Below are 26,485 nucleotides of genomic sequence, written 5' to 3' on the forward strand. Positions count from 1 at the left end.
CGCACTCCCTTTACTGGAAAAGGCAGCGGTATGCACATTCACATCCTCGGGATCTGCGGCACCTTCATGGGTGGTCTGGCGGTGTTGGCAAAACAGCTTGGTTACCGGGTGACCGGTTCGGATGCCAACGTCTATCCCCCCATGAGTACTCAGCTCGAGCAACAGGGCATCGAACTGACCGAGGGCTATGACCCCTCCCAGCTCGATCCGGCGCCGGATCTGGTGGTGGTCGGCAATGCCATGAGCCGCGGCAACCCCTGTGTGGAGTATGTGCTGGATCGCAATCTGCCCTACATCTCCGGCCCCCAGTGGCTGCTGGAGCACGTGCTGCAGGATCGCTGGGTACTGGCCGTCGCCGGCACCCACGGCAAGACCACCACCGCCAGCATGCTGGCCTGGGTGCTCGAATACGCCAAGCTGGAGCCCGGCTTTCTCATCGGCGGCGTGCCCGGTAACTTCCCGGTTTCCGCCCGTCTCGGCTCCGCCCCCTTCTTCGTTATCGAGGCGGACGAATATGACTGCGCCTTCTTCGACAAGCGTTCCAAGTTCGTCCACTACCACCCGCGCACCCTGGTGATGAACAACCTAGAGTTCGACCACGCGGACATCTTCCCGGATCTCGCCGCCATCCAGCGTCAGTTCCACCACCTGATGCGCACCGTGCCGAGCAACGGCCGGGTGCTGTTCCCCAAGGGGGACGTGAACCTCGCCGCCGTGCGCAAGATGGGCTGCTGGAGCGAAGTGGAGCTGGTGGGTCAGGACGACGCCCAGTGGAAGGCGGTCAAGCTGGCCGACGACGGCTCCGCCTTCGAGGTGTGGCTGGACGGGGTGAAGCAGGGCGAGGTGCACTGGGAGTGCATCGGCGAGCACAACGTCAACAACGGCCTGATGGCCATCGCCGCCGCCCGCCATGCCGGCATCATGGTGGAGCACGGCATTGCGGCGCTCTGTCAGTTCAAGTCCCCCAAGCGGCGGATGGAGCTCAAAGGCGAGGTAGCTGGCATCAGCGTCTATGACGACTTTGCCCATCACCCCACCGCCATCGAGACCACCCTCGGCGGACTGCGCGCCAAGGTGGGCAAGGCCCGCATCCTGGCGGTGCTGGAGCCCCGCTCCAACACCATGAAGCTGGGGGTTCACAAGGAGGAGCTGGCTGGCTGCTTCGATGGCGCCGACGAGGTGTTCTTCTTCCAGCCGCCCAACATCGGCTGGGATCTCGGCGAGGTGACCGCCCACATGACCCGACCGGCCAAGGTGTTCAACGATCTGGAGACTCTGATCAACCGGCTGGTGGCCGAGTGCCGCGATGGCGATCATATTCTGATCATGAGCAACGGTGGCTTCGGCGGCATTCATGACAAGCTGATCGCCCGCCTCAAGGACTATCACGGCCAGCTATGAACAAAGCGATCACCCTGGCGCTGACCGGCGCCTCCGGCGCCCCTTATGCCCTGCGCCTGCTGGAATGCCTGATGCAGGCGGATTATCGGGTCTACCTGCTCGCCTCCTCGGCGGCTCGTGTGGTGCTCAAGACCGAGCAGCAGCAGGAGTGGCCCGGCTCGCCCAAAGAGCTCTCTGCCTATCTCTGTCGTCAATATGGCGCCAGCGAGGGGCAGATAGTCGCCTGCGGCAAGGAGGAGTGGTTCTCGCCGGTGGCTTCCGGTTCGGCGGCGCCCAGGCAGATGGTGGTCTGTCCCTGCTCCATGGGTACCGTGTCGGCCATTGCCAACGGCACCTCCGACAACCTGCTGGAGCGGGCGGCGGACGTGGTGATCAAGGAGCGTGGCCAGCTCATTCTGGTGCCCCGCGAGAGCCCCTTCTCGGCGATCCACCTGGAGAACATGCTGAAACTGGCGCGGCTCGGGGTGACCATCATGCCGGCGGCGCCGGGCTTTTATCATGAGCCAAAGAGCATCGCGGATCTGGTGGACTTCATGGTGGCGAGGATCCTCGATCATCTGGGGATCGAGCACGATCTGACCCGCCGCTGGGGCTACGCCAAAGGGTGAGCTGAGAGATAGCGGACAAACAAAAGCGGCGCCGACCTGAACAGTTCGGCGCCGCTTTATTTTGACGGAGCGGGTTAGGCTGCCTGGATCGGGGCTGTCACGTACTTGAACAGAAAATCGGTCACTTCTTCCCGGTCAGGGCGTTGTGGCTGATTGATCATCTGCATCATGACGTAACCAAAACCGGTCAGGGAGCGGGCCAGGTCCTGGGCGGACAGCACGCTCTGGATCTCGCCAGCATCCATGGCGCGTTGCAGGTGGGGTGCAATGCGCTCCAGTGCCTTGTCCAGCAGCTTGGCGTAACGGGGCCAGACCTCTTCCCGCACCGATGAGCTCCACTCCAGCCAGATGCTGGCGTGGTCAGGCTGATCGTAGGCGGCGTCGACGAACAGCTTCACGTGGCGGCGAATGCTGTCGCTGACCGGGCCCTGGCCGGTGTAGGCCTGTTCCAGCATCTGATGCACGAAACGTTCGATCTCGGCCAACACTTCATCCACCAGCTCTTCACGGGTGTTGAAATAGTTGAACACGGTAGCAACCGAGACCTTGGCCTGTTCTGCGATTTCGGCGTGACCCGCACGGCCAATGCCGCGACGGGAGAACACCTCGATGGCACATTCCATCAATTGATTGCGTCGGGCCTCCGGCGAAAGCCGGGTTCGACGTCTTATTTCTGCGCGTGGTTCCATAGTTTTTTCATCTAATAGTTATTGATTATGGTGTTTATAGTATTGTCACCGATAATGCCCGAGGGCCTGCTAACTCTATCAATTAAAATAAGCCGATAAAAGCATCACGTATGCCTGACGCCCTTCGGCTTGAATGGTAGAATCATCGGTTTTGACGTTAATGAACGGCCAAATTCGCTTTGGCCATTATGGAGTAAGTGATGAAACACACTGTCGAGGTGATGATCTCCGAGGCTGAAGTCGCCGCCCGGATCGCCAAATTGGGTGAAGAGATCACCGCCCGTTATCAGGGCTCTGACGAAGTGGTCATGATCGGCCTGCTGCGTGGTTCCTGCATCTTCCTGGCCGACCTGTGCCGCCAGTCCCAGCTGCCCATCACCCTGGATTTTATGACCGCCTCCAGCTATGGCTCCGGCATGCACAGCACCCGTGACGTGCGCATCCTCAAAGATCTGGATGACGACATCAAAGGGAAGGACGTGGTGATCGTCGAAGACATCATCGATACCGGCTACACCCTCAACAAGGTGCGCGAGATCCTCTCTCTGCGCGAGCCGAAATCCCTGGCCATCTGCACCCTGCTGGACAAGCCGTCCCGCCGTGAAGTGCAGGTACCGGTAGACTGGATCGGTTTCTCCATTCCCGATGAATTCGTGGTGGGCTGCGGCATCGACTATGCCCAGAAGTACCGCAATCTGAAGTTCATCGGCAAGGTAGTACCGCAAGAGTAAGCAAGGTTCAGGAATATCACGGGCGAGGTGGCAGAGCGCCATTTTCTGTCTGCAGGCGGCCTTGGCCGCCTTTTCTGTCTCGAGATGGGATGCGCCATCACAGGGGTTGCAATGAACGCACTGGAAATCAGCGGCCTGAAAAAGACCTATCAGGGGGGCGTCGAAGCCCTTAAAGGCATCGATCTCACCGTCAAGCAGGGGGATTTCTTCGCGCTGCTCGGCCCCAACGGGGCGGGCAAGTCCACCACCATCGGCATCATCAGCTCGCTGGTGAACAAGAGCGCCGGCAAGGTGAAGGTGTTCGGCTACGACATCGACACTCACCTGGAAGAGGCCAAGGCCCAGCTCGGGCTGGTGCCGCAGGAGTTCAATTTCAGCCAGTTCGAGAAGGTGATCCAGATAGTCACCCATCAGGCCGGCTTCTATGGCGTGCCGAGGGCCGAGGCCAAGATCCGTGCCGAGAAGTACTTGCGCCAGCTCGACCTGTGGGACAAGCGCGACATGCCGGCCCGCACCCTCTCCGGCGGCATGAAGCGCCGGCTGATGATCGCCCGCGCCCTGATGCACGAGCCCAGGTTGTTGATCCTCGACGAACCGACCGCCGGGGTGGACATCGAGATCCGCCGTTCCATGTGGAGTTTCCTCAAGGATCTCAACGAGCAGGGCGTCACCATCATCCTCACCACCCACTATCTGGAAGAGGCGGAGATGCTCTGCCGCAACATCGGCATCATCGACAAGGGCCGCCTGATCGAGAACACCAGCATGAAGAATCTGCTGGGCAAGCTGGGTCGCGAGACCTTCATGCTGGATCTGGCGCCGGGCTCCGCCGTACCGAACGTGCCCGAGTTCAACGGCCGCATGCAGGACGAGCGCACCCTGGAGGTGGATCTGGACAAGAGCCAGTCCCTCAACAGCCTGTTCGAGCAGCTGTCGAGCCAGCAGGTACAGGTATTGAGCATGCGCAACAAGGCCAACCGGCTGGAAGAGCTGTTCGTCACCCTGGTCGAGGAGGGGAGAAAAGCATGAATCTGACCACTTACTACATCGCCTTCAAGAGCATTCTGGCCAAGGAGATCAGCCGCTTCACCCGGATCTGGATCCAGACCCTGGTGCCGCCCGCCATCACCATGAGCCTCTACTTCGTCATCTTCGGCAACCTCATCGGCGGCCGCATCGGTGACATGGGGGGCTTCAGCTATATGGAGTTCATCGTGCCCGGCCTCATCATGATGTCGGTGATCACCAACTCCTACTCCAACGTCGCCTCCTCCTTCTTCAGCGCCAAGTTCCAGCGCAACGTGGAGGAGTTGCTGGTGGCGCCGGTGCCCAACTACGTCATCATCGCCGGCTACGTGGGCGGTGGCGTGGCGCGCGGCCTCTGTGTCGGCCTCATCGTCACCCTGGTGTCGCTGTTCTTCGTGCCGCTGCAGATCCACCACCTGTTCAGCGTCTGCTTCACCGTGCTGCTGACCGCCATCCTCTTCTCGCTGGGCGGCCTCATCAACGCGGTGTTTGCCAAGACCTTCGACGACATCAGCATCATCCCCACCTTCGTGCTGACGCCGCTCACCTATCTCGGCGGGGTGTTCTACTCCATCAGCCTGCTGCCACCCTTCTGGCAAGGGGTCTCCCAGGTGAACCCGATCATCTACATGGTGAACGCGTTCCGTTACGGCTTCCTCGGGATCTCCGATGTGCCGCTCGGTACCGCCTATCTCATCATCATTGGCTTCATCGTGGCCCTCTACGGTCTGGCCTGGTGGCTCATCTCCCGCGGCACCGGGCTGCGCCACTGATAGAATGCAACGGGCACCCTGGGGTGCCCGTTTTTTTGTCGCCTCTTTTCCCTCCCCTGTACTGGCCCCCTCTCGAACAGGGTCAATAACCACCTTCTTATCAAGGTTTTATCCGGCACCTTGTGATCCACCGCAATTTTCAGATTACCCCCAAAGGTATAATTCCCGCGGTTGGAAGGTCTGCACAATGGAGGCCCTCCGTCTCTTCTTTTTCTCACCAGGGCAGGATCGCCTATGTCACTGATCACCGAGTTGCCAGCCATTTTTGACAGTTTTTCAGATGCCCGCCGTCAGGGCTTTCTGGCCGTGATGGCACTCAAGGAGCGACAGATCCCCCTGGTCGGCACCTACTGCACCTTCATGCCGCAGGAGGTGGCGATGGCCGCCGGCGCCGTGGTGGTATCGCTCTGTTCCACCAGCGACGAGACCATCGAGGAGGCCGAGAAAGACTTGCCCCGCAACCTCTGTCCGCTCATCAAGAGCAGCTACGGTTTCGGCAAGACCGACAAGTGCCCCTACTTCTACTTCTCCGATCTGGTGGTGGGAGAAACCACCTGCGACGGCAAGAAGAAGATGTACGAGTACATGGCCGAGTTCAAACCGGTGCATGTGATGCAGCTGCCCAACCGCGCCGATGACGAGGCCTCCCGCACCCTGTGGCGCAGCGAAATCGTCCGCTTCAAGGAGTTGCTGGAGCAGCAATTCGGCAACCCCATCAGCGAGCAGGCGCTGCGCGACGCCATCGTGCTGAAGAACCGCGAGCGCCGCGCGCTGGCCGACTTCTACCGGCTGGGCCAGCTCAACCCGCCGGCGCTGAGCGGCTCCGACATCCTCAAGGTGGTCTATGGCGCCACCTTCCGCTTCGACAAGGAGCAGCTCATCAGCGAGCTGCAGGAGATGACCCGCCGCGTCAAGGCCGAGTATGCCGAGGGCAAACGGCTCGATGCCCGCCCGCGCATCCTCATCACCGGCTGCCCCATCGGCGGCGCCGCCGACAAGGTGGTGCGTCTCATCGAGGAGCACGGCGGCTGGGTAGTGGGTTACGAGAACTGCACCGGCGCCAAGGCGACCGAGCAGTGTGTCAGCGAGGAGGGCGATCTGTTCGATGCCCTGACCGACAAGTATCTGGCCATCGGCTGCTCCTGTATCTCCCCCAACCACCAGCGCATGAAGCTGCTGAGCCAGATGGTGGAGGAGTATCAGGCGGACGGGGTGATCGACGTGATCCTGCAGGCCTGTCACACCTATGCGGTGGAGTCGCTCGCCATCAAACGCCACGTGCGCGATCGCCACGGCATTCCCTACATGGCGGTGGAGACCGACTACTCCAGCGCCGACAAGGGACAACTGGCCACCCGGCTGGCCGCCTTTATCGAAATGCTGTGAGGAGGTGCCGTGTCACTCACCATCGGGATTGACTCGGGCTCCACCGCGACCAAGGGGATCCTGTTCGACCACAGGGACGGCGGGCGCATCGTCCGCCGCTTTCTGGTGCCGACCCCCTTTCGTCCGCTGGCCGCCATCGAGCAAGGCTGGGAGACGCTCTCGGCCGCGCTGCCAGAGCGCCCCCATCTGACCCTGACCGGTTATGGCCGCGATCTGGCGTCGTTTGCCGATCGGCGGGTCACCGAGATCTCCTGCCACGGGCTGGGGGCGCGCCTGCTCTGCCCGTCGGTACACACCGTCATCGACATCGGCGGCCAGGACAGCAAGGTGATCCAGCTCGATGGCGAGGGCAACCTCACCGACTTTCTGATGAACGACAAGTGCGCCGCCGGCACCGGCCGCTTTCTCGAGGTGATCACCCGCACCCTGGGGGCGCGGGTCGAACAGCTCGACGAGCTGCTGGAAGGGGCCGAGCCTCACGACATCAGCAGCATGTGCACCGTGTTTGCCGAGTCGGAGGCGATCAGCCTGCGCTCGGCGGGCATTCCGGCCGAGTCGATCCTGGCCGGCATCGTCCGCTCTATGGCCCGGCGCAGCGCCAACTTCATCGGCCGCCTCGGTGCCAGACCGACGGTGCTCTTTACCGGTGGCGTCAGCCACTGCGCCACCTTCCGCCACTATCTGGCGCAAGGATTGGGCTGCGACGTGGCCACCCACCCGGACGCCCAGTTTGCCGGTGCGCTGGGGGCGGCCCTGTTCGGTGCGCGTGCCCGCACGGGAGGCAAGTCATGAACGCAGAGTTCCTCTACCTGTTCCACTCCACCCTCGGCACGCTCAGGCTGCGCAAGCGGCTGGAGCAGCAGCCTCATCCGTTTCGGGTCTGCGACGTACCGCGCCGGCTCAGCGCCGGCTGTGGCCTCGCCATCCGCCTGCACTGCCCGCCCGAGGAGTGGCAGCAGTGGTGCCAGTGCGGCGAAACCGCCGCCGTTTTTCGTTGTGACGAAGACGGTGAGTATTGCGAACTGGCCCGCTATCCGGCCGCCGGCTAGAGCATGGTGACGCCTGGTCGGGGAGTTGGCAGTGGGGGGCATGGATGATAAAGAACTATCCCATGGCCGTGTATCTGCGGCTGCTGGTCAGGCTGGCGCTGGGGGGATTCTTCGTCGCCTCCGCCGGGTTCAAGCTGGCGGCGCCGGAGCTGTTTGCCGAGCAGATCGGCGCCTTCGGCCTGCTCTGGTCGCCGTTCATTCCCCTTGCCGTCTGGGGGCTTGTCGGGCTGGAGCTCTGCGCCGGGCTCGCGGTGATCGCCAACCGGCGCTGGGGGCTCTGGCTGGTGATCGGGCTGCTCGCCCTGTTTATTCCGGTGTTGGGCTATGGCATCGCCATCGGGCTCGACATCTCTTGCGGCTGTCTTGGCAGGGCTGATCTCAGCTCGCTGCCACAGGCCCTCGTGCGGGATCTGCTGCTGTTGACGCTTGCGGGCGCCTTGCTGCGCCACTCCCGCCCCGTTTTTACCGTTCCAAAGGAGCAGTGACATGATGAGATTGCAATCCCGCACCCTGATGGCCTCACTGATTGCGGCCAGCTTTGCCCTCGGTGGCTGTGGCGACAACCAGTTCGAGCAGGAGACCAAGCTGGAGCAGGCGGCGGTACAGCTCTCCCAGGAGACCCAGCAGGGTGGCTATCAGCTGCTGACCGTGGCGGAGCTGAAAACCCGGATGGATAAAGGCGAGGCGCTGGTGATCATCGACACCATGCCGTTCGAGGACTCCTACAAGAAGGAGCACATCCAGGGGGCCAAGAATTTTGCCTTCGTGAAGGAGGCCAAATCCGGCGATGACTGGAGCCAGATCGTCGAGGGGAGCGGCACGCCCGAGCAGTTGCTGGCCCTGCTGGGGGACGACAAGACCCGTCCGGTGGTGTTCTACTGCGGCTTCGTCAAGTGCGGCCGCAGCCACAACGGGGCCGCCTGGGCGGTCACCCAGGGCTATCAGCAGGTCTATCGAGTGCCGGGCGGCATCTTCGCCTGGAAAGGGGCGGGTTACCCGGTTACCGCCGAGTAGGGCGGATACGCTCAGAAACAACAAAGCCCGCACATGCGGGCTTTGTTGTCAGTGGCGCAGCGGCTCAGGGGCGGGCCAGCGTCACCACCCGGTTGTCGATGAGGCGGGCCTTGCCGAGATACGCCGCCATCAGGATCACCAGCTGCTCGCTCTGGTCGGTGGCCGCTTCCAGGGTGGCGGCATCGACGATGTCGATGGCGTCGGTCCGAAAACCGGCCTTGTCAAGACGCTGGCTGGCCTGGGCCACCAGGGAGGGCAGGTGATGGTCACCCGCTTCAATCTGCTCGGCGATCCAGTTCATGGTGCGCGCGAGCTCAGGGGCCAGGGCCCGTTCGGCCGCAGTCAGGTAGCCGTTGCGCGAGGAGAGCGCCAGCCCGTCCTCGGCCCGCACGGTGGGCACGCCGACGATCTGGATGGGCATCGCCATGTCGGCCACCATCTTGCGAATGAGCGCCAGCTGCTGGAAATCCTTCTGGCCGAAGCAGGCCACATCCGGCTGTACCAGATTGAACAGCTTGGTGACCACGGTGCTGACACCGCGGAAGTGACCCGGACGCAGCGCCCCTTCCAGTAGACCGGAGAGGCCCGGCACCTCGACGAAGGTGTGACTGGCGAGCCCCTGCGGATACATGATCTCCGGGGTCGGGGTGAACACCATGTCCACCCCGGCTGCTTCTAGAGCGGCGCAGTCCTGCTCCAGAGTGCGCGGGTAGTTGGCGAGATCCTCGGCCTTGTCGAACTGCATCGGGTTGACGAAGATGCTGGTCACCACCTTGTCGGCGTGGTGGTGCGCCTCTTTCACCAGGGTCAGATGGCCCTGATGCAGGTTGCCCATGGTGGGCACGAATGCGATTGTGAGCCCTTCACGGCGCCATTGGCCGATCTGTTCACGCAGAGCGGCGGGATTGTTAACGACCAACATCAGCAGTTCACCTTCGAAAAGATCAAAGAGAGGCGGGCGGTATGGGCCCGCATGGGTAAGAAAGGAGTGGCAACGGGCAGCATCATCGACAGGTCACCTTGGGATGAATCATCAAGAGACGGGTTGCTCAGTCAGCACCAGAGGGCGAAGCGGGGGCGCAGGCCCCCGCTCTCGTCACGCTATCGGATCAGTTGAAGCAGTGTTCCGGGCCCGGGAAGGTGCCTTCGCTCACCTGCTTCACATAGAGCCGGATGGCGGCACGCATGTCGCCGGTCTCGGCCAGGAAGTTCTTGGTGAACTTGGGCACGTAGCCGGAGGTGATGCCGAAGGCATCGTGCATCACCAGGATCTGGCCGTCGGTGGCGGGGCCGGCACCGATGCCGATCACCGGAATGCGCAGCGCCTTGCTGATGCGCTCGGCCAGCGAAGTGGGCACGCACTCGAGCACCAGCAACTGGATGCCGGCAGCCTGCAGTTCGAGGGCCTGACGGTAGATCTCCTGGGCCTGGAACTCGTCGCGCCCCTGCACCTTGAAGCCGCCGAATATGTGCACGGATTGCGGGGTGAGGCCGAGGTGGCCGCACACCGGCACGCCGTTGCGGGTCAGGTGGCGAATGGAGTCGCACAGCCAGTCGCCCCCTTCCATTTTCACCATGCGGGCACCGGCCGCCATCAGCCGGGCGGCGTTCTGATAGGTCTGCTCCGGGGTGGCATAGCTCATGAACGGCATGTCGGTCACCACCAGTGCGTTGGTGGTGCCGCGCACCACGCAACGGGTGTGATAGACCATCTCATCCATGCTGACGCCCAGGGTATCCTGACCCCCCTGCAGCACCATGCCCAGCGAGTCGCCGATGAGCAGCACGTGGGCGCCCTCGTCGTCGAACAGCTTGGCAAAGGTGGCATCATAGGCGGTGATGGCGGTGATTCGTTGGCCTTCCTGCTTCATCTTCAGCAGGTTGGTGGTGGTGATCTTGCTCATAGAGGCTCCTGTTCGTCTGCACCGGGGGCAATGATGGCAAGATCATTGTGCGGGCAGCGGGCAACCAGTTCTGCGAGTGGGGTGCCGCAAGGCAGTACCAGAGCGGGTGCAATCTCGGCCAGGGGCAGCAGCACGAACTCCCGCTCCTTCATGCCGTAGTGGGGAACAATGAGGCGTTCATGCCTGATGATCTGATCGCCAAACAGCAGCAGATCGAGATCCAGGGTTCTCGGCCCCCATCGCTCATCCTTGCGCACACGTCCTTGTTCCAGCTCGATGCTTTGTAGTTGATCCAGCAGCGCCAGCGGCGTCAGCCGGGTGTTGAGCCGGGCCACGGCATTGACGTAGTCCGGCTGGTCAGCAGGGCCCATGGGGCGGCTGCTGTAAAACGACGAGGCCTGCACCAGCACGGATTCCGGCAACCTTGCCAGAGCGGCGACGGCGCGACGAGCCTGACCGAGCGGGTCAGACAGGTTGGAACCAATGGCGATGAAGACCTCGGTCATCACGTCAGTTGTCACTCGGTCGCTTTCGGTTTGCGGCGACGGGGGCGACGACGGTTGCGGCTGTTGCTGCTGCGCTTCTCGCCATCGTTGCTGCGGGCCTCACCGGCCTGACCGCGCTCACCGCTTGCCGGGCGGCGGGTCGCCTCCCGTTGCAGCTGCGGGCGTACGTCCGGATTGGACTCCACGTAGCGTTCCCACCAGCTGGCCAGCTCGCCCAGACCGCGCTCGACCCGGTTGCGCAGTAACAGGAAGTCAAACGCCGCGCGGAACTTGGGATGTTCCATGGCCCGCTCGGGGTGGCGGCCTTGACGGCGGGTCAGCCGCTGCTGCAGGGCCCAGATGTCGCGTACATCGGTGGTGAAACGGCGCGGGACGGCGATGATCCGCACCTGGTTGTCCAGCACCTCGTTGATCGCCAGCATGAAGGCGTCATACCAGGGCAGGCCGCTCTCGTTCTCCAGCACCCGGCCGCGGGCCTCGACACAGCCCCACAGCAAGGTGGCGTAGAGGAAGGCGGGGGTGACGCGCTTGTCTTCCCGGACCCGGGTGTCGGTATCGATCAGCGCCTGCTCGATGAACTGCTCGTAGGGCGAGTTGCCGTGCGGGGTAAACAGCGCCGCTACCTGCGGGAACAGCTGTTGGAACAGGCCATATTCGCGCAGCAGCTTGTAGGTGGCCAGGCCATCGCCAGCCAGGAACAGCTTGAGGGTTTCCTCGAACAGGCGGGCCGCCGGAATATCCTGCAGCAGCGGCGCCAGCTCCTTGATGGGGGCGGCGGTGCGCGGGCTGATGGTCATGTCCAGCTTGGCGGCGAAGCGCACGGCGCGCAGCATCCGCACCGGATCTTCGCGGTAGCGGGTCTCGGGATCGCCAATGAGCTCCAGCTTGCGCTCGGCCAAGTCTTCCAGCCCGCCCTCGAAATCGTGCAGGGTGAAATCCTTGGCGCTGTAATAGAGGGCGTTGACGGTAAAGTCGCGGCGCTCGGCATCCTCTTCGATGGTGCCGTAGACGTTGTCGCGCAGCAGCATGCCTTCATCGGATTGGGCCGACACGTGTTTGCTGGTATTGACCTGATGGTGGTGACCGCGGAAGGTGGCCACTTCGATCACGTCACGACCAAAGACGATGTGGGCCAGCCGGAAACGGCGGCCGATCAGGCGGCAGTTGCTGAACAGTGACTTGATCTGCTCCGGCGTCGCATCGGTGGCGATGTCGAAATCCTTGGGCGTCTTCCCGAGCAGCAGATCCCGGACTCCGCCGCCGACCAGGTAGGCTTCGTAGCCCCCCTTGTTCAGGCGATAGAGCACCTTGAGTGCATTCTCGCTGATCTCTTTGCGCGAAATCGGGTGCTGGTCACGGCTCAAGGTACGACGTTGCCCGGCGACGCGGGCCGGAATGGGGGACTCCGCCGACTGCTCGCCGTCTTCCTTGCCGAGCACTTTGCGGCAAAAGTTTGCGATCTGGGAAAAAATGGTACACCTCGTTATGACTTCAAATTGACGGGAGGCCAAAAAAATAGCGGCCTATCATAGCTCACGCCTAACCAAATGAAAAACCGTGCTGGCAATTGATCTCGTTTGACTCGGATTATCCCGACAAAATCACGGCCAACAGCGGCGATTTACGTTCAATCAAACCAAAATTGCCTGCGCGACTCAGTAATCAGCCAGCTGGATCTTCTCGCTGGCAGGCACCCGGGCCAACTGCCAGTGGGCGATGCCCCAGTCGATAATCTCGTCCACCCGGCTCGCCATCAGCTCGGGGGGCGGGCACTGGCCGAGAAAGTGCAGCGCCTGCCACAGGGCCGGGCGCACCTCGTCCTGTGCCAGCGCCGGTGCGTGATTCTGCTTGGAGAGCTTGTTGCCGTCGGCCTGCACCGCCAGCGGCAGATGCACCCAGGCGGGCACGGGGGCGCCCAGGGTCTGGTAGAGGGCGATCTGGCGCACCGTCGGCTCCAGCAGATCGGCACCGCGCACTATCTCGGTGATGCCGCAATCCATGTCGTCCACCACTACCGCCAGGTTGTAGGCATAGAGGCCATCGCGCCGGCGCACGATGAAATCTTCCTCGGCCAGCGCCGCCGGCACCGCAATGCGGCCCTGCAGCCCGTCCACAAAATCGTACACCGGGTGGTGTTGGCGCACGCGGGCGGCAGAGCCCTCTGCGGTCAGCCCAAGAGTGCGGCAGTGCCCGTTGTAAAAGCCGCCGCTCGCCATGATTTCGCGCCGGGTGCAGCGACACCAGTAGAGATCGCCGGCCCGGTAGAGCTGGTCGATGATCTCGTCATAGCGGCTGTGGCGCCGGCTCTGGTACATCACCTCGCCATCCCACTGCAGGCCATGGGCCTCCAGGGTCTGCAAAATGAGCGGGGCGGCCCCCGCCATCTCCCGCGGCGGATCGATATCTTCGATGCGCACCAGCCAGCGCCCCTGCCGTGCCCTGGCCTGCAGGAAACTGCCGAGCGCCGCGATCAGGGAGCCGAAGTGAAGCGGGCCTGAGGGGGAGGGGGCAAAGCGGCCGATATAAGGGCGGGTCTGGGACGAGGGGATGGTATTCACGGGCATGCAGATTCGGGCAAACGGGACATTGAGGCTGCATTCTGGGACGGCCCGGCCAAAAGCTCAATAAAAAAGGGAGCCCGCGAGCTCCCTTTTTTCTGTTATGCCAGAGGTCGGTATCAACCGGCCATCTGTTTTTCCTTGATTTCAGCCAGGGTCTTGCAGTCGACACAGAGGTCGGCGGTGGGTCTGGCTTCCAGACGGCGGATACCGATCTCGATACCGCAGTGTTCACAGTAACCGAAGTCATCGTCTTCGAGCAGCAGCAAGGTTTTCTCGATCTTCTTGATCAGCTTGCGCTCACGGTCGCGGGTACGCAGTTCAAGAGCGAACTCTTCTTCTTGCGCGGCGCGATCCACGGGATCCGGAAAGTTGGCAGCCTCATCCTTCATATGGTCAACGGTGCGGTCAACTTCCTGCATCAGTTGGTTGCGCCAGGCTCCCAGGATCTTGCGAAAATGTGCCTTTTGTTGGTCATTCATGTACTCCTCACCCGGTTTTTCCTGGTAAGGCGCCACACCCGCAATGGCCAGGGGGCCCAGAGATTTCCTGTTTTCGCCTGTTGGCATGCCCTGTCTCCTAATTCAGCACGCTACCCGTGCCATCCATAAATTGAGGGCGACATCTATAGCAGAAGGGTAACTTGGAGGCAAACAAGCCGTACCAATAATGTTACCCACTCCAACATTTATTCGCTGCCCTCGGGTAGCAGGTGACAAGATTCAAACGGGATAAAATCTTGCGCCACCATGCTCTGCACCCCAACATGGGGTCGATAGCATAAAATTTCAACCCCTGCCGTAATTGCTTGCTCAATAAGCAGACTATAGTGCGGATCTATATGCGCTGCCGGGCGCATTCTCATGATTCCGGAGTGCAAAACCATAAATAACAGCACGGCTCTGTGGCCTGCCGCCTTCATGGCCATTAATTCACGCAAGTGCTTGGCGCCACGGGTGGTGACCGCATCGGGGAAGTAGCCCATGCCGGGTTGCTCCCGCTCGTCGAGCAGGGTCACCGATTTCACCTCGATATAACAGGCCGGCCGGTGGTCATCTTCCAGCAGCAGATCGATGCGACTGTTCTCTTCGCCGTATTTCACCTCGGTGCGCAGCCTGGCATAGCCGCGCAGCGGGGCGAGGGCATCCTGCTCGATCAGCTCGCGAGCCAGCTGGTTGGCGCGGGCCGTGTTGACACAGATGAAGTGACCGGCCGGGCTCTCGGCGATCTCCCAGCTGTGGGGCAGCTTGCGCTTGGGATTGTCTGAGGTGGAGTACCAGACCCGGGTGCCCGGTTCGGCACAGCCGGTCATGGCGCCGGTATTGGCGCAGTGGATGGTGATCACTTCGCCGTTGTCGAGCTGCACATCGGTCAGGAAGCGCTTGTAACGGGAGACCAGCTGCCCGGATTGCAGGGGGGGATCGAAGATCATGGTATGGCTCTCTTAATCAATGAATCTGGGCATGGCCGCCGGTCAGGATGCCATTTTCTCTCTGGTCCGCAGCGGCCAGCAGGCGAGGGGCTCGTAGCGCACCCCGTCCGGGGTGGAGAGGGATTGATAGAGGAAGAAGCGGTCGGCCTGCAGCACGAAATCGGGGGCGGGCAGCAGCGCCGGCGGTTCGCTCGCCTTGCGCGACAGGGTGACGTGGGGGCGATAGCCCTGTTCGCCGTTGCCAAGCCCCAGTTTCTCGCCGTGGCGACGCAGCGCCCTGGCCAGCACGGTGAGCTCGTTGGGCCACTCCGTCGGGCCGACCCAGGCGGCCTTGGCGCGGCCGAACCAGCCGGTTTCATTGAGCGCTATGGTGAGCGGCGGGCAGTGCTGGCGCTCGACGGCGGCCATCAGGCGGGTGGTGGTGAGCTGATCCGCTTCGCCGAGGAAGGCCAGCGTCAGGTGGAGATTGGCGGCGGGCACCGGTTGACCCGGCCAGGGCAGCTGGTCGCGCCAGGCGACGAGATCGGGTGCCAGCGCCTCGGCGGGCAGGGCAAAGAAGAGTTTGGCCATTCGGGTGAGCATGCCTCTTTCATGCAGACAGGGTGGCCCATTCTAGGGCAGCCACTGCATCCTGTCTCGCCGGCCGACATCCGCTCACGGTGGCCGGCCAGGCTGTGGCAGAATAGGCGCCGCTTTACGACTTGCAACAAGAAGGTGCAGATCCCTTTGTCTTCCCTCCCCATAGTGTCGGTGCTGCCCGCACTCTTTGCCGCCATCGACAACCATGCCAGCGTGATCCTGCAGGCGCCCCCCGGCGCGGGCAAATCGACCCTGCTGCCGCTGGAGCTGGTGCGCCAGAACCGGCTGCCCGGTCGCATCATCATGCTGGAGCCCAGACGTCTCGCGGCGCGCAATATCGCCGCCTTTCTGGCGCGCCAGCTCGGGGAGAAGGTGGGCGAGCGCATCGGCCTGCGGGTGCGTGGCGAGAGCCGCACCAGTTCTGCCACCCGGCTCGAGATCGTCACCGAAGGGGTGCTGACCCGGATGCTGCAGCAGGATCCCGAGCTCACCGGCGTCTCCCTGGTCATCTTTGATGAGTTCCACGAGCGCAGTCTGCACGCCGATACCGCACTGGCCTTCGCCATCGAGAGCCAGCAGGGATTGCGCGATGATCTCAAGCTGCTGGTGATGTCTGCCACCCTGGATGGCATGGCGCTGGAGCGGCTTTTGCCGGAGGCCCCAGTGGTTCGATCGGAGGGGCGCGGTTTTCCCATCGACTACCACTATCGTCCCGCCAATCGCCAGCAGTGGCTGGAACCCCAGGTCGGCGCCGTGGTGCTGGAGGCGTTGGCCGCCCACGCCGGCAGCCTGCTGGTGTTCCTGCCGGGCCAGGGGGAGATCGAGCGGCTGGCGCAGTGGTTGGAAGGGCGGCTGCCGGACGAGGTGACCCTCGCCCCCCTCTACGGTCGCCTCGACATGGCGGCCCAGCAGGCGGCCATCGAGCCGGCACCTGCGGGGCGCCGTAAGCTGGTGCTCACCACCAATGTGGCGGAGACCTCGCTCACCATCGAGGGGATCTCCGTCGTCGTCGACAGCGGGTTGGAGCGGCGTGCCTCCTTCGACATCAAGAGTGGCGTCACCCGGCTGGAGACCCGCCCCATCGCCAAAGCCTCCGCCACCCAGCGGGCGGGCCGCGCCGGTCGTCTCGGCCCCGGTGTCTGCTACCGGCTCTGGAGCAGCGAGGTGCAGGAGCGCCTCGCCGAGCAGAGCCCGCCCGACATCCTCACCCAGGAGCTGACTGGTCTGTTGCTGGACGCCGCCCAGTGGGGGGCCAAGGTTGAAGAGCTGCCACTGCTGGACATGCCGCCGGCCGCCGCCGTCGCCAGCGCCCAGCGACTGCTGGTGAGCCTCGGCGCCATGAAGCCGGAGGGTGAGCAACAACTTACCCCGGCTGGCCGCGCCATGGCGGCCTTCGGTACCCATCCCCGGCTTGCCCGCATGCTGCTGCGCGCGCGCGAGCTGGAGGCCGAGGGTCTGACAGGGATTGTCGCCGATGCGGCTTTCCTGGTGGCGCTGCTGGAAGAAGATCTGCGAGGATCGGAGCGCCTCTCCGTGCTGTTTCACCGCCGCCAGGGGGCCCTGCGCCAGAGTGCAGCCCGCTGGTTCGAGCGGCTCGGCGCCCGCCCCGCCAGTGCTCAGGGGCAATGGCTGGGGCTGCTGTGCGCCCTCGCCTGGCCCGATCGCATCGGCAAGCTGCGCAGCGGCAGCCGCTATCAGCTCAGTGGCGGGGTGAGCTGCGATCTGGTAGAAGGTCACCCCTGTCAGGGGCAGGGGGCGATCATTGCCATCGAGATGGGTCAGAACGAGCGCGGCAGTCGCATCTTCATCGCCGAGCCGGTGGAGCTGGATGAACTGGTGCGCCAGCTGCCTGAGTTGGTCGGCGAGCGCCAGTGGTTCGACTGGGACGAGCGCGAGGAGCGGGTGCGGGCCGAACGCCAGCAGGTGCTCGGCGAGCTGGTGCTGAGCCAGCGGCCGCTGACGGATCTCTCCGATGAACAGAAGGGGCGCTGCCTGCTGCAGGGCATCCGGCGCAAGGGGTTGCATGTGCTGCCCTGGGATGATGCCAGCGAGGGGTTGCTGGCCCGATTGCGCTGCGCCCGCGACTGGTTGCCCGACGAAGGGTGGCCAGCCATGGACGAGGGGAGCCTGCTGGCCGACCTCGAGCAGTGGCTGCTGCCGGCGGTGAGCGGTATGACCCGGCTGGAGCAGTTGAAAAAGCTCGATATGAGCGACATCCTGCGCCAGTCGCTGCCCTGGCCATTGCCCAAGCGGCTGGACGAGGCGCTGCCCGGCCACTTTAGCGCGCCGACCGGTAGCCGGGTGCGGATCCGTTATCAGCCGGGCCAGGCGCCGGTGATCCCGGTGCTCATCCAGGAGATGTTCGGCCAGGCCGCGACCCCGTGCGTGGCCGATGGCCGGGTGGCGTTGGTGGTGGAGCTGCTCTCCCCGGCCCAGCGGCCGCTGCAGATCACCGCCGATCTGGCTGCTTTCTGGGCCGGCTCCTACGAGCTGGTGAAAAAAGAGATGAAGGGACGCTACCCCCGCCACTACTGGCCGGACAATCCGCTGGAGGCGATGCCGACCAGGGTCACCAAGAAGAAGATGGGATTGTAGGTTGGTGCAGGGAATAACGTAGCCCTACTCCAGCAGATGACCCTCACCCTGGCCCTCTCCCAGAGGGAGAGGGAACTGATCGAGGTGGGTGTTTGCTCCCTTCTCCCCTTGTGGGAGAAGGGCCGGGGATGAGGGGTGAGACATCCATCTGTCTGGCGGAGCGAACCCGGAATCCAGATCCAATTGGTTAAGCCCGATCGGACGTTCGCGAACGCGACATAACAAGTAGAAAGGAAAGCAAAGAGGATCTATGGCAACGCAACGACGCAAGCGCACCCCCAAGAAGGCGGCGCCCAAACGCACCATCTGGCGCACGCTGTTCTGGCTGGGCTTCAAGCTCTCCCTGGTGGGAGCGGCCTTCATGGTGGTGTTTGGCATCTACCTCGATACCAAGGTGCGTGAACGCTTCGACGGCGAGAAGTGGCAGCTGCCGGTGATGGTCTACAGCCGGCCGCTGGAACTCTATCCCAGCCAGCGCCTCTCCCAGGCCCAGATGCTGCGCGAGCTCAACATGCTGAGCTACAAGCAGGTGCGCCAGCCCCACACCCCGGGCGAGTATGCAGTGAGCGGCAACCGCATCGAGCTTATCCGCCGGCCATTCGAATTCCATGACGGGGCCGATGCCGCCCGCGGCCTGCGCCTCACTTTCAACGGTGCGCGGCTGGAGGGGATCCAGTCGCTGGAGAACCAGCGTCAGCTCGGTTACGCCCAGATGGACCCGGTGCTGCTCGATCGCCTCAACACCGAGGATCGGGAGGATCGCCTGCTGGTGCGCATCGCCGAGGTGCCGGACAGCCTGCTGATCACCCTGCTCACCACCGAGGATCGCGACTTCTACCAGCACGGCGGCGTCTCGCCGGTGGCCATCATGCGCGCCATGGCGGCCAACCTGCTGGCGGGTCGCACCGTGCAGGGGGGCAGTACCCTGACCCAGCAGCTGGCCAAAAACTTCTTCCTGACCCGGGAACGCAGCCTGTGGCGCAAGGCGCAGGAAGCCTACATGGCGGTGCTGATCGACTATCGCTACAGCAAGGACGAGATCCTGGAGGCCTATCTCAACGAGGTCTATCTGGGGCAGAACTTCTCCCAGGGGGTCTATGGTTTCGGGCTCGCCTCCTACTTCTACTTCGGCATTCCGGTCAACGAGCTGGACATCGATCAGGTGGCCCTGCTGGTGGGCATGGTGAAGGGCCCCTCCTATTACGATCCCTGGCGCTTCCCGGAGCGGGCCAAGGCACGTCGTGATCTGGTGCTCAAGCTGCTGATGGATCACGGCAGCCTGCAACCGGCCGAGTATGAGCTCGCCAGCAAGCAGCCGCTCGGCATCATTACCCGCGGCCAGATGAGCTATGGCCGCACCCCGGCCTTCATGGGCCTGCTCAAGCGGGAGATCCAGAGCCGCTTCGGTCCGGATCTGCTCAAGCAGTCCGGCCTCAAGATCTTCACCAGTCTGGATCCCATCGCCCAGCACGCCGCCGAGCAGGCGGTGGAGTCGGGTCTGGCCCAGATCGAGAAGCTGCGCGGCAAGAAGAAGCTGGAGGCGGCCATGGTGGTCTCCGACTGGCACAAGGGCGAGGTGGTGGCCATGGTGGGCGGCCGGGATCCGCGCTACGCCGGCTTCAACCGGGCGCTGGATGCCCGTCGCCAGATAGGCTCCCTGGTCAAGCCCGCGGTCTACCTGACCGGCCTCTCCAACGGCCTGACCCTGGGCACGCCGCTCAAGGACCAGCCGATCCGCATTCGCGGCAAGGATGGCCAGATCTGGACCCCGCAAAACTACGATCGCAAGTTCCGCCAGAGCGTGCCGCTGATGGATGCGCTGGCCAGCTCCCTCAACGTGCCGACCGTCAATCTGGGGCTGCAGGTGGGGCTGGACAAGGTGGTGGACACCCTGCACAAGCTGGGGGTGGAGCAGGAGATCCAGCCCTATCCCTCGCTGGTGCTGGGAGCGGTGGCGCTCTCGCCGATGGAGGTGAACCAGATGTACCTGCCCATCGCCAACCAGGGGCTGACCCAGCCGCTGTCGGCGATCCGGGCGGTGGTCAACAGCGACGGCAGCAAGCTCTATCAGCATGACGAAGCAGCCAAGCGGGTGACCGATGAGCAGGCCAGCTGGCTGACCCTGTTCGCCATGACCAAGACGGTGAGCCAGGGCACGGCGCGCGCGCTCGGTGCCAAGTTCCCCGGCGCCACCATGGCGGCCAAGACGGGCACCACCAACGAGCTGCGCGACTCCTGGTTCACCGGGCTCGACAACAACGAGCTGGTCAGCATCTGGGTCGGACGCGACGACAACACCCCGGCCGGCCTGACTGGTGCCAGCGGTGCCCTGCAGCTGTTCAGCGGCTACATGAGTCAGCGCGGGGTCAACAGCCTGGCCATGAACATGCCGCAAGGGGTGAGCTGGGCCAGCTTCTCCCGTGCCAGCGGCACCCGGGTCACCAGCGACTGCCCCGGCAGTCTGCAGGTGCCGGCGAAGCTGGCCGGACTGGCCGAGCCCATGGGCTGCGCCAGCCCGGTGTCCGGCCCGGCCAATGCGCTGGACAACTGGTTCAACGGTTTTTTCAACTGACCGCTGCGGGCAGCCCTGGCTGCCCGCTTGCCCGGAGTGCTCATGTCACATCCTCTGTTCGATGCCATCCACCACGTGGCCATCATCGCCAGCGACTATGCGCGCTCGCGCCACTTCTACCATCAGGTGTTGGGGCTGCCCATCATCGCCGAGACGCTGCGCGAGGAGCGCCAGTCGTGGAAGCTGGATCTGGCGCTGCCGGACGGCAGCCAGCTGGAGCTGTTCAGCTTCCCGGCGCCGCCGCCGCGCCCCTCCCGGCCGGAGGCGTGCGGCTTGCGCCACCTGGCCTTTCGGGTCGCTGAGCTCGACCGGGTCATCGCCCATCTGCAGGGCCATGGTATCGAGGTGGAGCCGGTGCGGGTGGATGAGCTGACCGGCAAGCGCTTTACCTTCTTCGCCGACCCCGACGGCTTGCCGCTGGAGCTCTACGAAGCGAGCCGCTGAGGCAGACTCGCCGTGAGCCCGCATTGCCCCATAAAGAGCAGAAGCCGCCCGGTTAGCCGGGCGGCTTCTTTCATGGTGTGCAGTGCGTGAGGGGCGATCAGGCGGTGGTGAGCAGGGTCACCGCGACGGCCATCACCAGCATGCCGACCCAGCCGATGGGCTTGAGTCGCTCGCCAAACAGCAGCAAGCCACCGAGGGCGGTGCCCAGAATGCCGATGGCACCCCAGGTGGCATAGGCCACGGCCAGATCGATCCTGCCGGTGCTCACCGCTTCCGACAGCAGGGTGAAAGCACACAGCACCAGCAGGATGCCGAGAAATCCCCAGCCTTTGTGACGAAAACCAACCGAGCGGTTGATCGCCATGTTGGCGCCGATATCCAGCAGGGCTGCCCCCAGTACGATGATCAACGGGTGCATACGGCCTCCTTGGCAGCGCCAAGGCAGCGAGTACTGCCAGTACCTGCGGCCGGTTTGTCATGGGCAGCGCCAAGACGGCGGGTGCTGCTGGTGCCTGCGGTCGGTTTGTCATGGGCAGCGCCAAGACGGCGGGTGCTGCTGGTGCCTGCGGTCGGTTCGTCATGGGCAGTACCAAGGCGGCGGATGCTGCCGGTGTCCGCGGTCGGTTCGTCATGGGTTTCACCCATTGTCACCAGAACAATACCCACTATGGCCAGCGCCAGTCCGATCAACTCCTGAGCATTCAGGTGGTAGTCGAGGAACAGCACGGAGACGACGGTGATCAGCGCGATCCCCAGCCCCTCCCAGAGCGCGAAGGCAATACCAATGGAGATTGTTTTGGCGGCTTTGGCCAACAACAGATAGGAGAAGGAGATGAGCAGCCACATCGGCAGATAGTTGAGCCAGCCGGCCTCGTTCTCCGGGATCATGGCCATGCTGGAGGTCCCGGCGACCTCGGTCAGGATGGCGCCCGTCAGGAAGATGCGGGCTAGGAGCATGCGATTGAATAACATAAAATGTCCTTTTGTTGCTGCGACGGGGCCATGATAGCCGCAGCCCGCTCAGGCGGCAGAATCGCTGAGCGTCGACAATTCAGACGCTGACGGTTTGCCTTGCTAGAAGAGGGCAGGGTAAGGTGAATATCGGATACCCAGCTCACGACCCAGATCATGAAGCTCTACCAGATACAACTCTTTGTGGAATCAGCCAGCAGTGGCTCCATTGCCAATACGGCGCGCCGGCTTGGCAAGAGTCGCAGCGCCGTCAGCACGGCGATAGCGGCGCTAGAGGTTGAGCTTGGCGTCGAACTTTTTGAACGAGGCGCCAACCAGAGCCGATTGACCGAGATCGGCGAGCAGGTGCTGGACGACTGCAAGCGGCTGCTGCAGGCCGCCAACAGCCTCAAACTCAAGTGCGAACACTACGCCTCCGGCGCGGAGGTGGCGCTGCGGGTGGCGCGGGATGACGCCATTCCCGAGGCGGTGTGGCGGGAGATGCTGGGGGCGCTGCGCCACCAGTTTCCCGGCACCAGCATCTCGCTGGTGCTGGCCTCGCCACCGGAGCTGCCCGCGCTGGTGGAGGAGGGGTTTGTCGACGCCGCCTTCGGCCTCATCACCGAGGAGCAGGAGCGCAGCGGCCTCAACATCGAGGTGCTCAACCCGATCCGCACCCTGATGGTGGTGGCCCCGAGCCACCCGCTGGCCAGCCTGAAGCGGGTATTGCAGCAGGATCTGACCGGCCATACCCAGGTCACCCTCTCCTATGTGGACGAATTTTCGGTCAAGAGCCTGCTGCCCATCGGCGGCCACCACATCGGATTGTCGAGCTTCGAGCTGATGCGCGATGCGGTGCTCGACGGCCTCGGCTGGGCCGTGCTGCCGTCGCCGCTGATCCAGAGCCAGCTGCGACAAGGGGAGCTGCTGACCTTGAAGCACAAGTTCAGCCTGCAGTGGCGCGACTACGGCGTCTATCTGTCGGAAAATGCCTACCACGGCAAGGTGTTGGCGTGGCTGAGGAAGGCAATCCAGGCCTATCTCGAACCGTTCGAATAAGCCGGCCGGCGCCGGGCGGGCATGAGGGGGGCAAGTGCAGGGGCTTGTGATCCATCACTGCCTGATGGTACATACTGTCAGTACCCTCATGCAGCGCCTGGAGGCGTGAACGATATGAGCAGTGCCCAAGACAAGGACGAGCTCTGGCTGGATGACGACATCATCGAGCTGGATGACGATGAGGCCGTGGTGACCAAGGCGATCAACCCCTGGCAGGTGTTGATCGTCGATGATGAGCCGGACATTCATCATGCCACCCGGCTGGCACTTTCCAACATTCAGTACAAATCCCGCCCGCTTGAACTGCTCAACGCCTACAGCGGCGCCGAAGCGGCCCGCATGCTGCTGGCCAATCCGCGCATCGCCCTGATCCTGCTCGACGTGGTGATGGAGACCGAGGATGCCGGCTTGCGGCTGGTGCACCAGATCCGCAACGAGATGCACAACAGCCTGGTGCGCATCGTGCTGCGCACCGGCCAGCCGGGGCAGGCCCCGGAGCAGCGGGTGATCCTCGATTACGACATCAACGACTACAAGACCAAGACCGAGCTGACGGTGCAGAAGCTCTATACCACCGTCATCGCCTCCCTGCGTTCCTACGAGACCCTCTGCGCCATCGACAAGAGCCGGCAGGGGCTCGGCAAGATACTGGAGGGGGCGGGGGATCTCTATCATCTGCATTCGCTGCGGGAATTTGCCTCCGGCGTGCTCAAGCAGATCAGCGCCATTCTCGACGTGGGCACCGAAGGCGCCATCTGTGCCGAACGCCGCCCCGGCTCGCAGGAGCTGGAGATCCTGGCGGCCACCGGCGACTATGAATCCCTGCTGAGCGATGTGCCGCTCAGCGCCTTCCCGGCCCTGCACGACTCGGTGATGAGTGCGCTCGCCAATCGCTGCAACCGCTTCGAGCATCCCCAGGATGCGCTCTATATCGCGGCCCAGAACGGGCGCGAGTTTGTGCTCAATTTCACCCCCACCCAGCCGCTCGACCCGCTCGAGTGCGATCTGCTGGACGTGTTTTGTCAGCGGATCTCGGCGGCGTACGACAACCTCTATCTCTACAACCAGCTGCTGCGTGCCCAGGAGGCGACCGTGGTGGCGCTGGCGGCGCTGGCGGAGTTCCGCGATTCGGATACAGGTGATCACGTGCTGCGAGTGCAGAAGCTCTCCGATGCCATCGTGGCCGAGCTGCAGCAGGCAGGGGCCTATCCCGATGAGCTGACACCGGGCTTTGTCGACATGATCGGCATGGCCAGCATACTGCACGACGTGGGCAAGGTGGGCACGCCGGACCACATCTTGCACAAGCCGGGCCGGTTCGAACCGGATGAACGACTCATCATGGAGCAGCACGCGGACATAGGCGCCAGCATTTTGCACAAGGCGGGGGAGATGGTGGAGGGGACCAGCTACCTGTCGCTGGGGGCCGAGATTGCTCGCGGGCATCATGAACACTTTGATGGCAAGGGCTACCCGGAGCAGCTGGCCGGCCAGCAGATCCCGCTGTCGGCCCGCATCGTGGCCGTGGTCGACGTATTCGATGCCCTGCTCAGCAAGCGTCCCTACAAGGAGCCCTGGTCGCTGGCCCAGACCATGGAATATATACTGTCACGCTCCGGCAGCCAGTTCGATCCCCTGGTGGTGCAGGCGCTCCAGCGTTTGGTGAGCCAGTCGCGGCTGCCATACGAGCTGTGACACTGGACGGAAACAACAAAGGGGCCATTTGCCCCTTTGTTGTTTCCGTCTGCCTGAGCCACCGCGTCGGTTTCGTCAGCGCGGCGCGTAGCGTATTCGGGGCTGCTGCCGGCGAAACGGCAACAACACCAGGCTGAGCAACAGATCGCCAAGCAGGGCTGCGAGCAGGCCTGCCGCCATGCCGCAGACGATGGCGGCCTGCTTGAGCGGCACCATGTAGCTGTAGTTTTGCAGGGTATCCTGCCAGAGCTGGGGCTCGGCGCGCAGCAGCAGGTGGGAGAGTTGCCGATACCAGGGATGGTGCTTGTAGACGCTCTCCTGCTGCAGGGTCTGGCGCTGGCTGACCAGCAGCTGCAGGCTGGCGGCATCCTTGGCGAATACCGGATCCGGATTGGTACGGTAGTGGTTGACCAGGGCCATCAGATCGCCGTTGAAATGCTGGTCCGCCGTCTCCTGAAAAGGGGCCAGGCTGAGGCTGGCCTGCTGCAGGCGGGCATCCAGCCGCTGGTAGTAGAGGTCGATCAGACCCGGGATCTGCACGCCGGCCAGCAGGCCCAGGGCAAACAGCATCATCCGAAGGTAGCTGCGCATAGCTCTCGTCATCTCGCGAAATAGAGGGACTCCATACTAGCCGCAAGGCTGCAACAGACCAAGCCGGCAGGGGACGCGCCGGCTTTCCGGATAGGAGGCATGACCCTTTCCTCCCTCGTTTGTGTGATTCACGTCACGCTTTTTATGCTTTAAAATACTGCCCCATTTTTCGGGGAGGAGAGTCCGTATGCGCAAATTTATACCCTGTTATCTGTTGGGTGGTCTCATCGCCATCAGTTGGGCAGCTCTGCCCGATCACGGCCCATGGGATCAGTGGGATCTCGCCGTCTTCCATCTGGTCAATGGCTGGCTGGGTCAGGCCCAGTGGTGGGCCGATCTGGTGGCCGTGACCAACAACCGGCTGTTCGATCTGGCGGTACTCTCCTGCATGGGGCTGATCCTCTCTCGCTGCTTCTGGCGTGCGGACGAGCAGGGACGCCGCCGGCTGGTGGCCATGGGGATCGTCATGCTGCTGGGGGCCCTGGTGATCAACCAGTTCGGTCATCTGCTGCCGGTCAGCCGACCCAGCCCGACCCTGACGGTGGCGGACGCGCTGCGGGTGACCCAGCTCAGCGGGATCCCGACCAAGGACTCCTCCAGCGACAGTTTTCCCGGCGATCACGCCCTGTTCCTGATGATCTTCGCCGGCTTTGCCCTGCGCCATCTGCCGCGCTGGGCCGGGGTGACCGCGCTGCTGATGGTGCCGTTGTTCTCGGCACCCCGCATCCTCTCCGGTGCCCACTGGCTGACGGATGTCTATGTGGGCGCCCTGTCGCTGACCCTGCTCTGCCTGCCGCTGCTGCTGTTGACCGGGCTATCGGATGCGCTGATCGGCTGGATCGCCCAGCGACTGCCACGTCTGCCGGGCTGGCAGTGGCTGGCGGGTAAAACGCCGGCGAGTCAGCAATAAAAAAAGAAGGTC

Annotated in this window: 27 protein-coding genes and 1 pseudogene; 16 read left to right on the forward strand and 12 right to left on the reverse strand. The window is 63.5% G+C overall.

Going from position 1 to position 26,485, the window contains the following annotated elements; all coding sequences use genetic code 11:
* Positions 1-30 precede the first annotated feature (30 nt).
* Together mpl and OKC29_RS18800 are read left to right on the forward strand one after the other, a co-directional pair.
* Positions 31-1,401, forward strand: a complete 1,371-nt coding sequence (gene mpl, locus OKC29_RS18795; protein ID WP_073351615.1) for a UDP-N-acetylmuramate:L-alanyl-gamma-D-glutamyl-meso-diaminopimelate ligase — start codon at positions 31-33, stop codon at positions 1,399-1,401.
* Positions 1,398-2,009 carry a flavin prenyltransferase UbiX gene (locus OKC29_RS18800; RefSeq protein WP_073351614.1) on the forward strand — a complete coding sequence of 204 codons (612 nt, stop codon included), beginning with the start codon at positions 1,398-1,400 and terminating at the stop codon, positions 2,007-2,009. Before mpl ends, OKC29_RS18800 begins: the two co-directional genes overlap by 4 nt.
* A 74-nt stretch (positions 2,010-2,083) precedes the next feature.
* Here the strand turns inward: OKC29_RS18800 and OKC29_RS18805 are convergent, their stop codons facing one another.
* Complete coding sequence (locus OKC29_RS18805; protein ID WP_011707289.1) at positions 2,084-2,698, reverse strand: TetR/AcrR family transcriptional regulator; 615 nt, start codon at positions 2,696-2,698, stop codon at positions 2,084-2,086.
* Between the two features lie 200 nt (positions 2,699-2,898).
* Here OKC29_RS18805 and hpt point away from each other — a divergent pair, with 200 nt between their 5' ends.
* The 8 genes from hpt to OKC29_RS18845 all read left to right on the forward strand — a co-directional run bounded on the left by hpt (position 2,899) and on the right by OKC29_RS18845 (position 8,677).
* Complete coding sequence (gene hpt / locus OKC29_RS18810) at positions 2,899-3,429, forward strand: hypoxanthine phosphoribosyltransferase (RefSeq protein WP_024945753.1); 531 nt, start codon at positions 2,899-2,901, stop codon at positions 3,427-3,429.
* A 111-nt stretch (positions 3,430-3,540) separates the two neighbouring features.
* Complete coding sequence (locus OKC29_RS18815; protein WP_016351893.1) at positions 3,541-4,458, forward strand: ABC transporter ATP-binding protein; 918 nt, start codon at positions 3,541-3,543, stop codon at positions 4,456-4,458.
* A complete protein-coding gene (locus tag OKC29_RS18820) occupies positions 4,455-5,228 on the forward strand; it encodes an ABC transporter permease (protein WP_005304632.1) in 774 nt (257 codons plus the stop codon). Before OKC29_RS18815 ends, OKC29_RS18820 begins: the two co-directional genes overlap by 4 nt.
* Positions 5,229-5,462: 234 nt before the next feature.
* The gene (locus OKC29_RS18825; protein ID WP_123785043.1) at positions 5,463-6,614 is read left to right on the forward strand and encodes a double-cubane-cluster-containing anaerobic reductase; all 1,152 of its coding nucleotides are present in this window, start codon (positions 5,463-5,465) and stop codon (positions 6,612-6,614) included.
* 9 nt (positions 6,615-6,623) lie between these two features.
* Positions 6,624-7,406 carry an acyl-CoA dehydratase activase gene (locus OKC29_RS18830; protein ID WP_049047525.1) on the forward strand — a complete coding sequence of 261 codons (783 nt, stop codon included), beginning with the start codon at positions 6,624-6,626 and terminating at the stop codon, positions 7,404-7,406.
* Positions 7,403-7,663 carry a DUF3343 domain-containing protein gene (locus OKC29_RS18835; RefSeq protein ID WP_043168093.1) on the forward strand — a complete coding sequence of 87 codons (261 nt, stop codon included), beginning with the start codon at positions 7,403-7,405 and terminating at the stop codon, positions 7,661-7,663. Before OKC29_RS18830 ends, OKC29_RS18835 begins: the two co-directional genes overlap by 4 nt.
* A gap of 62 nt (positions 7,664-7,725) precedes the next feature.
* Entirely contained in the window at positions 7,726-8,148 is a 423-nt protein-coding gene (locus OKC29_RS18840) for a MauE/DoxX family redox-associated membrane protein (RefSeq protein WP_049047522.1), read from the forward strand.
* A 1-nt stretch (position 8,149) separates the two neighbouring features.
* Positions 8,150-8,677, forward strand: a complete 528-nt coding sequence (locus OKC29_RS18845; RefSeq protein ID WP_039214507.1) for a rhodanese-like domain-containing protein — start codon at positions 8,150-8,152, stop codon at positions 8,675-8,677.
* Between the two features lie 64 nt (positions 8,678-8,741).
* Here the strand turns inward: OKC29_RS18845 and panC are convergent, their stop codons facing one another.
* The 8 genes from panC to thpR form a co-directional block, all read right to left on the reverse strand.
* Entirely contained in the window at positions 8,742-9,599 is an 858-nt protein-coding gene (gene panC, locus OKC29_RS18850; RefSeq protein WP_073351610.1) for a pantoate--beta-alanine ligase, read from the reverse strand.
* Between the two features lie 187 nt (positions 9,600-9,786).
* Positions 9,787-10,581 carry a 3-methyl-2-oxobutanoate hydroxymethyltransferase gene (gene panB / locus OKC29_RS18855; RefSeq protein WP_073351608.1) on the reverse strand — a complete coding sequence of 265 codons (795 nt, stop codon included), beginning with the start codon at positions 10,579-10,581 and terminating at the stop codon, positions 9,787-9,789.
* A complete protein-coding gene (gene folK / locus OKC29_RS18860) occupies positions 10,578-11,087 on the reverse strand; it encodes a 2-amino-4-hydroxy-6-hydroxymethyldihydropteridine diphosphokinase (RefSeq protein WP_016351886.1) in 510 nt (169 codons plus the stop codon). Before folK ends, panB begins: the two co-directional genes overlap by 4 nt.
* A gap of 11 nt (positions 11,088-11,098) precedes the next feature.
* The gene (pcnB, locus tag OKC29_RS18865) at positions 11,099-12,598 is read right to left on the reverse strand and encodes a polynucleotide adenylyltransferase PcnB (RefSeq protein WP_073351606.1); all 1,500 of its coding nucleotides are present in this window, start codon (positions 12,596-12,598) and stop codon (positions 11,099-11,101) included.
* Positions 12,599-12,742: 144 nt separating this feature from the next.
* Positions 12,743-13,651 (reverse strand): tRNA glutamyl-Q(34) synthetase GluQRS, encoded by a 909-nt coding sequence (gene gluQRS, locus OKC29_RS18870; protein ID WP_162275773.1) that lies wholly within the window; start codon positions 13,649-13,651, stop codon positions 12,743-12,745.
* Positions 13,652-13,764: 113 nt separating this feature from the next.
* Complete coding sequence (dksA, locus tag OKC29_RS18875; RefSeq protein WP_005304459.1) at positions 13,765-14,214, reverse strand: RNA polymerase-binding protein DksA; 450 nt, start codon at positions 14,212-14,214, stop codon at positions 13,765-13,767.
* 119 nt (positions 14,215-14,333) lie between these two features.
* A complete protein-coding gene (sfsA, locus tag OKC29_RS18880; protein WP_073351604.1) occupies positions 14,334-15,077 on the reverse strand; it encodes a DNA/RNA nuclease SfsA in 744 nt (247 codons plus the stop codon).
* A gap of 42 nt (positions 15,078-15,119) precedes the next feature.
* A complete protein-coding gene (gene thpR, locus OKC29_RS18885) occupies positions 15,120-15,647 on the reverse strand; it encodes an RNA 2',3'-cyclic phosphodiesterase (protein ID WP_162275833.1) in 528 nt (175 codons plus the stop codon).
* 156 nt (positions 15,648-15,803) lie between these two features.
* Between thpR and hrpB the strand changes: the two genes are divergently transcribed.
* The 3 genes from hrpB to gloA2 all read left to right on the forward strand — a co-directional run bounded on the left by hrpB (position 15,804) and on the right by gloA2 (position 21,267).
* Positions 15,804-18,251 carry an ATP-dependent helicase HrpB gene (gene hrpB / locus OKC29_RS18890; protein WP_073351601.1) on the forward strand — a complete coding sequence of 816 codons (2,448 nt, stop codon included), beginning with the start codon at positions 15,804-15,806 and terminating at the stop codon, positions 18,249-18,251.
* A gap of 250 nt (positions 18,252-18,501) precedes the next feature.
* Entirely contained in the window at positions 18,502-20,823 is a 2,322-nt protein-coding gene (gene mrcB, locus OKC29_RS18895; RefSeq protein WP_073351600.1) for a penicillin-binding protein 1B, read from the forward strand.
* 42 nt (positions 20,824-20,865) lie between these two features.
* Positions 20,866-21,267, forward strand: coding sequence for an SMU1112c/YaeR family gloxylase I-like metalloprotein (gene gloA2 / locus OKC29_RS18900; RefSeq protein ID WP_073351598.1), 402 nt, complete (start codon positions 20,866-20,868; stop codon positions 21,265-21,267).
* Positions 21,268-21,364: 97 nt separating this feature from the next.
* Here the strand turns inward: gloA2 and OKC29_RS18905 are convergent, their stop codons facing one another.
* Both OKC29_RS18905 and OKC29_RS23015 read right to left on the reverse strand, forming a co-directional pair.
* Positions 21,365-21,685 (reverse strand): SMR family transporter, encoded by a 321-nt coding sequence (locus OKC29_RS18905; RefSeq protein WP_016351879.1) that lies wholly within the window; start codon positions 21,683-21,685, stop codon positions 21,365-21,367.
* 191 nt (positions 21,686-21,876) lie between these two features.
* Positions 21,877-22,239 (reverse strand): annotated as a pseudogene (locus tag OKC29_RS23015) (SMR family transporter); the annotation flags it as partial.
* A gap of 156 nt (positions 22,240-22,395) precedes the next feature.
* On the opposite strand from OKC29_RS23015, the gene OKC29_RS18915 reads away from it, so the two are divergent.
* On the forward strand, positions 22,396-23,277 hold the full coding sequence (locus tag OKC29_RS18915; RefSeq protein WP_011707270.1) for a LysR family transcriptional regulator: 882 nt from the start codon (positions 22,396-22,398) through the stop codon (positions 23,275-23,277).
* Between the two features lie 114 nt (positions 23,278-23,391).
* Positions 23,392-24,972 (forward strand): response regulator, encoded by a 1,581-nt coding sequence (locus OKC29_RS18920; protein ID WP_073351594.1) that lies wholly within the window; start codon positions 23,392-23,394, stop codon positions 24,970-24,972.
* A gap of 75 nt (positions 24,973-25,047) precedes the next feature.
* Here the strand turns inward: OKC29_RS18920 and OKC29_RS18925 are convergent, their stop codons facing one another.
* Positions 25,048-25,575 (reverse strand): DUF2937 family protein, encoded by a 528-nt coding sequence (locus OKC29_RS18925; protein ID WP_162275772.1) that lies wholly within the window; start codon positions 25,573-25,575, stop codon positions 25,048-25,050.
* Between the two features lie 175 nt (positions 25,576-25,750).
* Between OKC29_RS18925 and OKC29_RS18930 the strand changes: the two genes are divergently transcribed.
* Positions 25,751-26,473 (forward strand): phosphatase PAP2 family protein, encoded by a 723-nt coding sequence (locus OKC29_RS18930; protein WP_073351591.1) that lies wholly within the window; start codon positions 25,751-25,753, stop codon positions 26,471-26,473.
* Positions 26,474-26,485: the final 12 nt, after the last annotated feature.

The sequence above is a fragment of the Aeromonas sp. QDB34 genome, assembly GCF_027705405.1.
Classification (GTDB): Bacteria; Pseudomonadota; Gammaproteobacteria; order Enterobacterales; family Aeromonadaceae; genus Aeromonas; species Aeromonas hydrophila.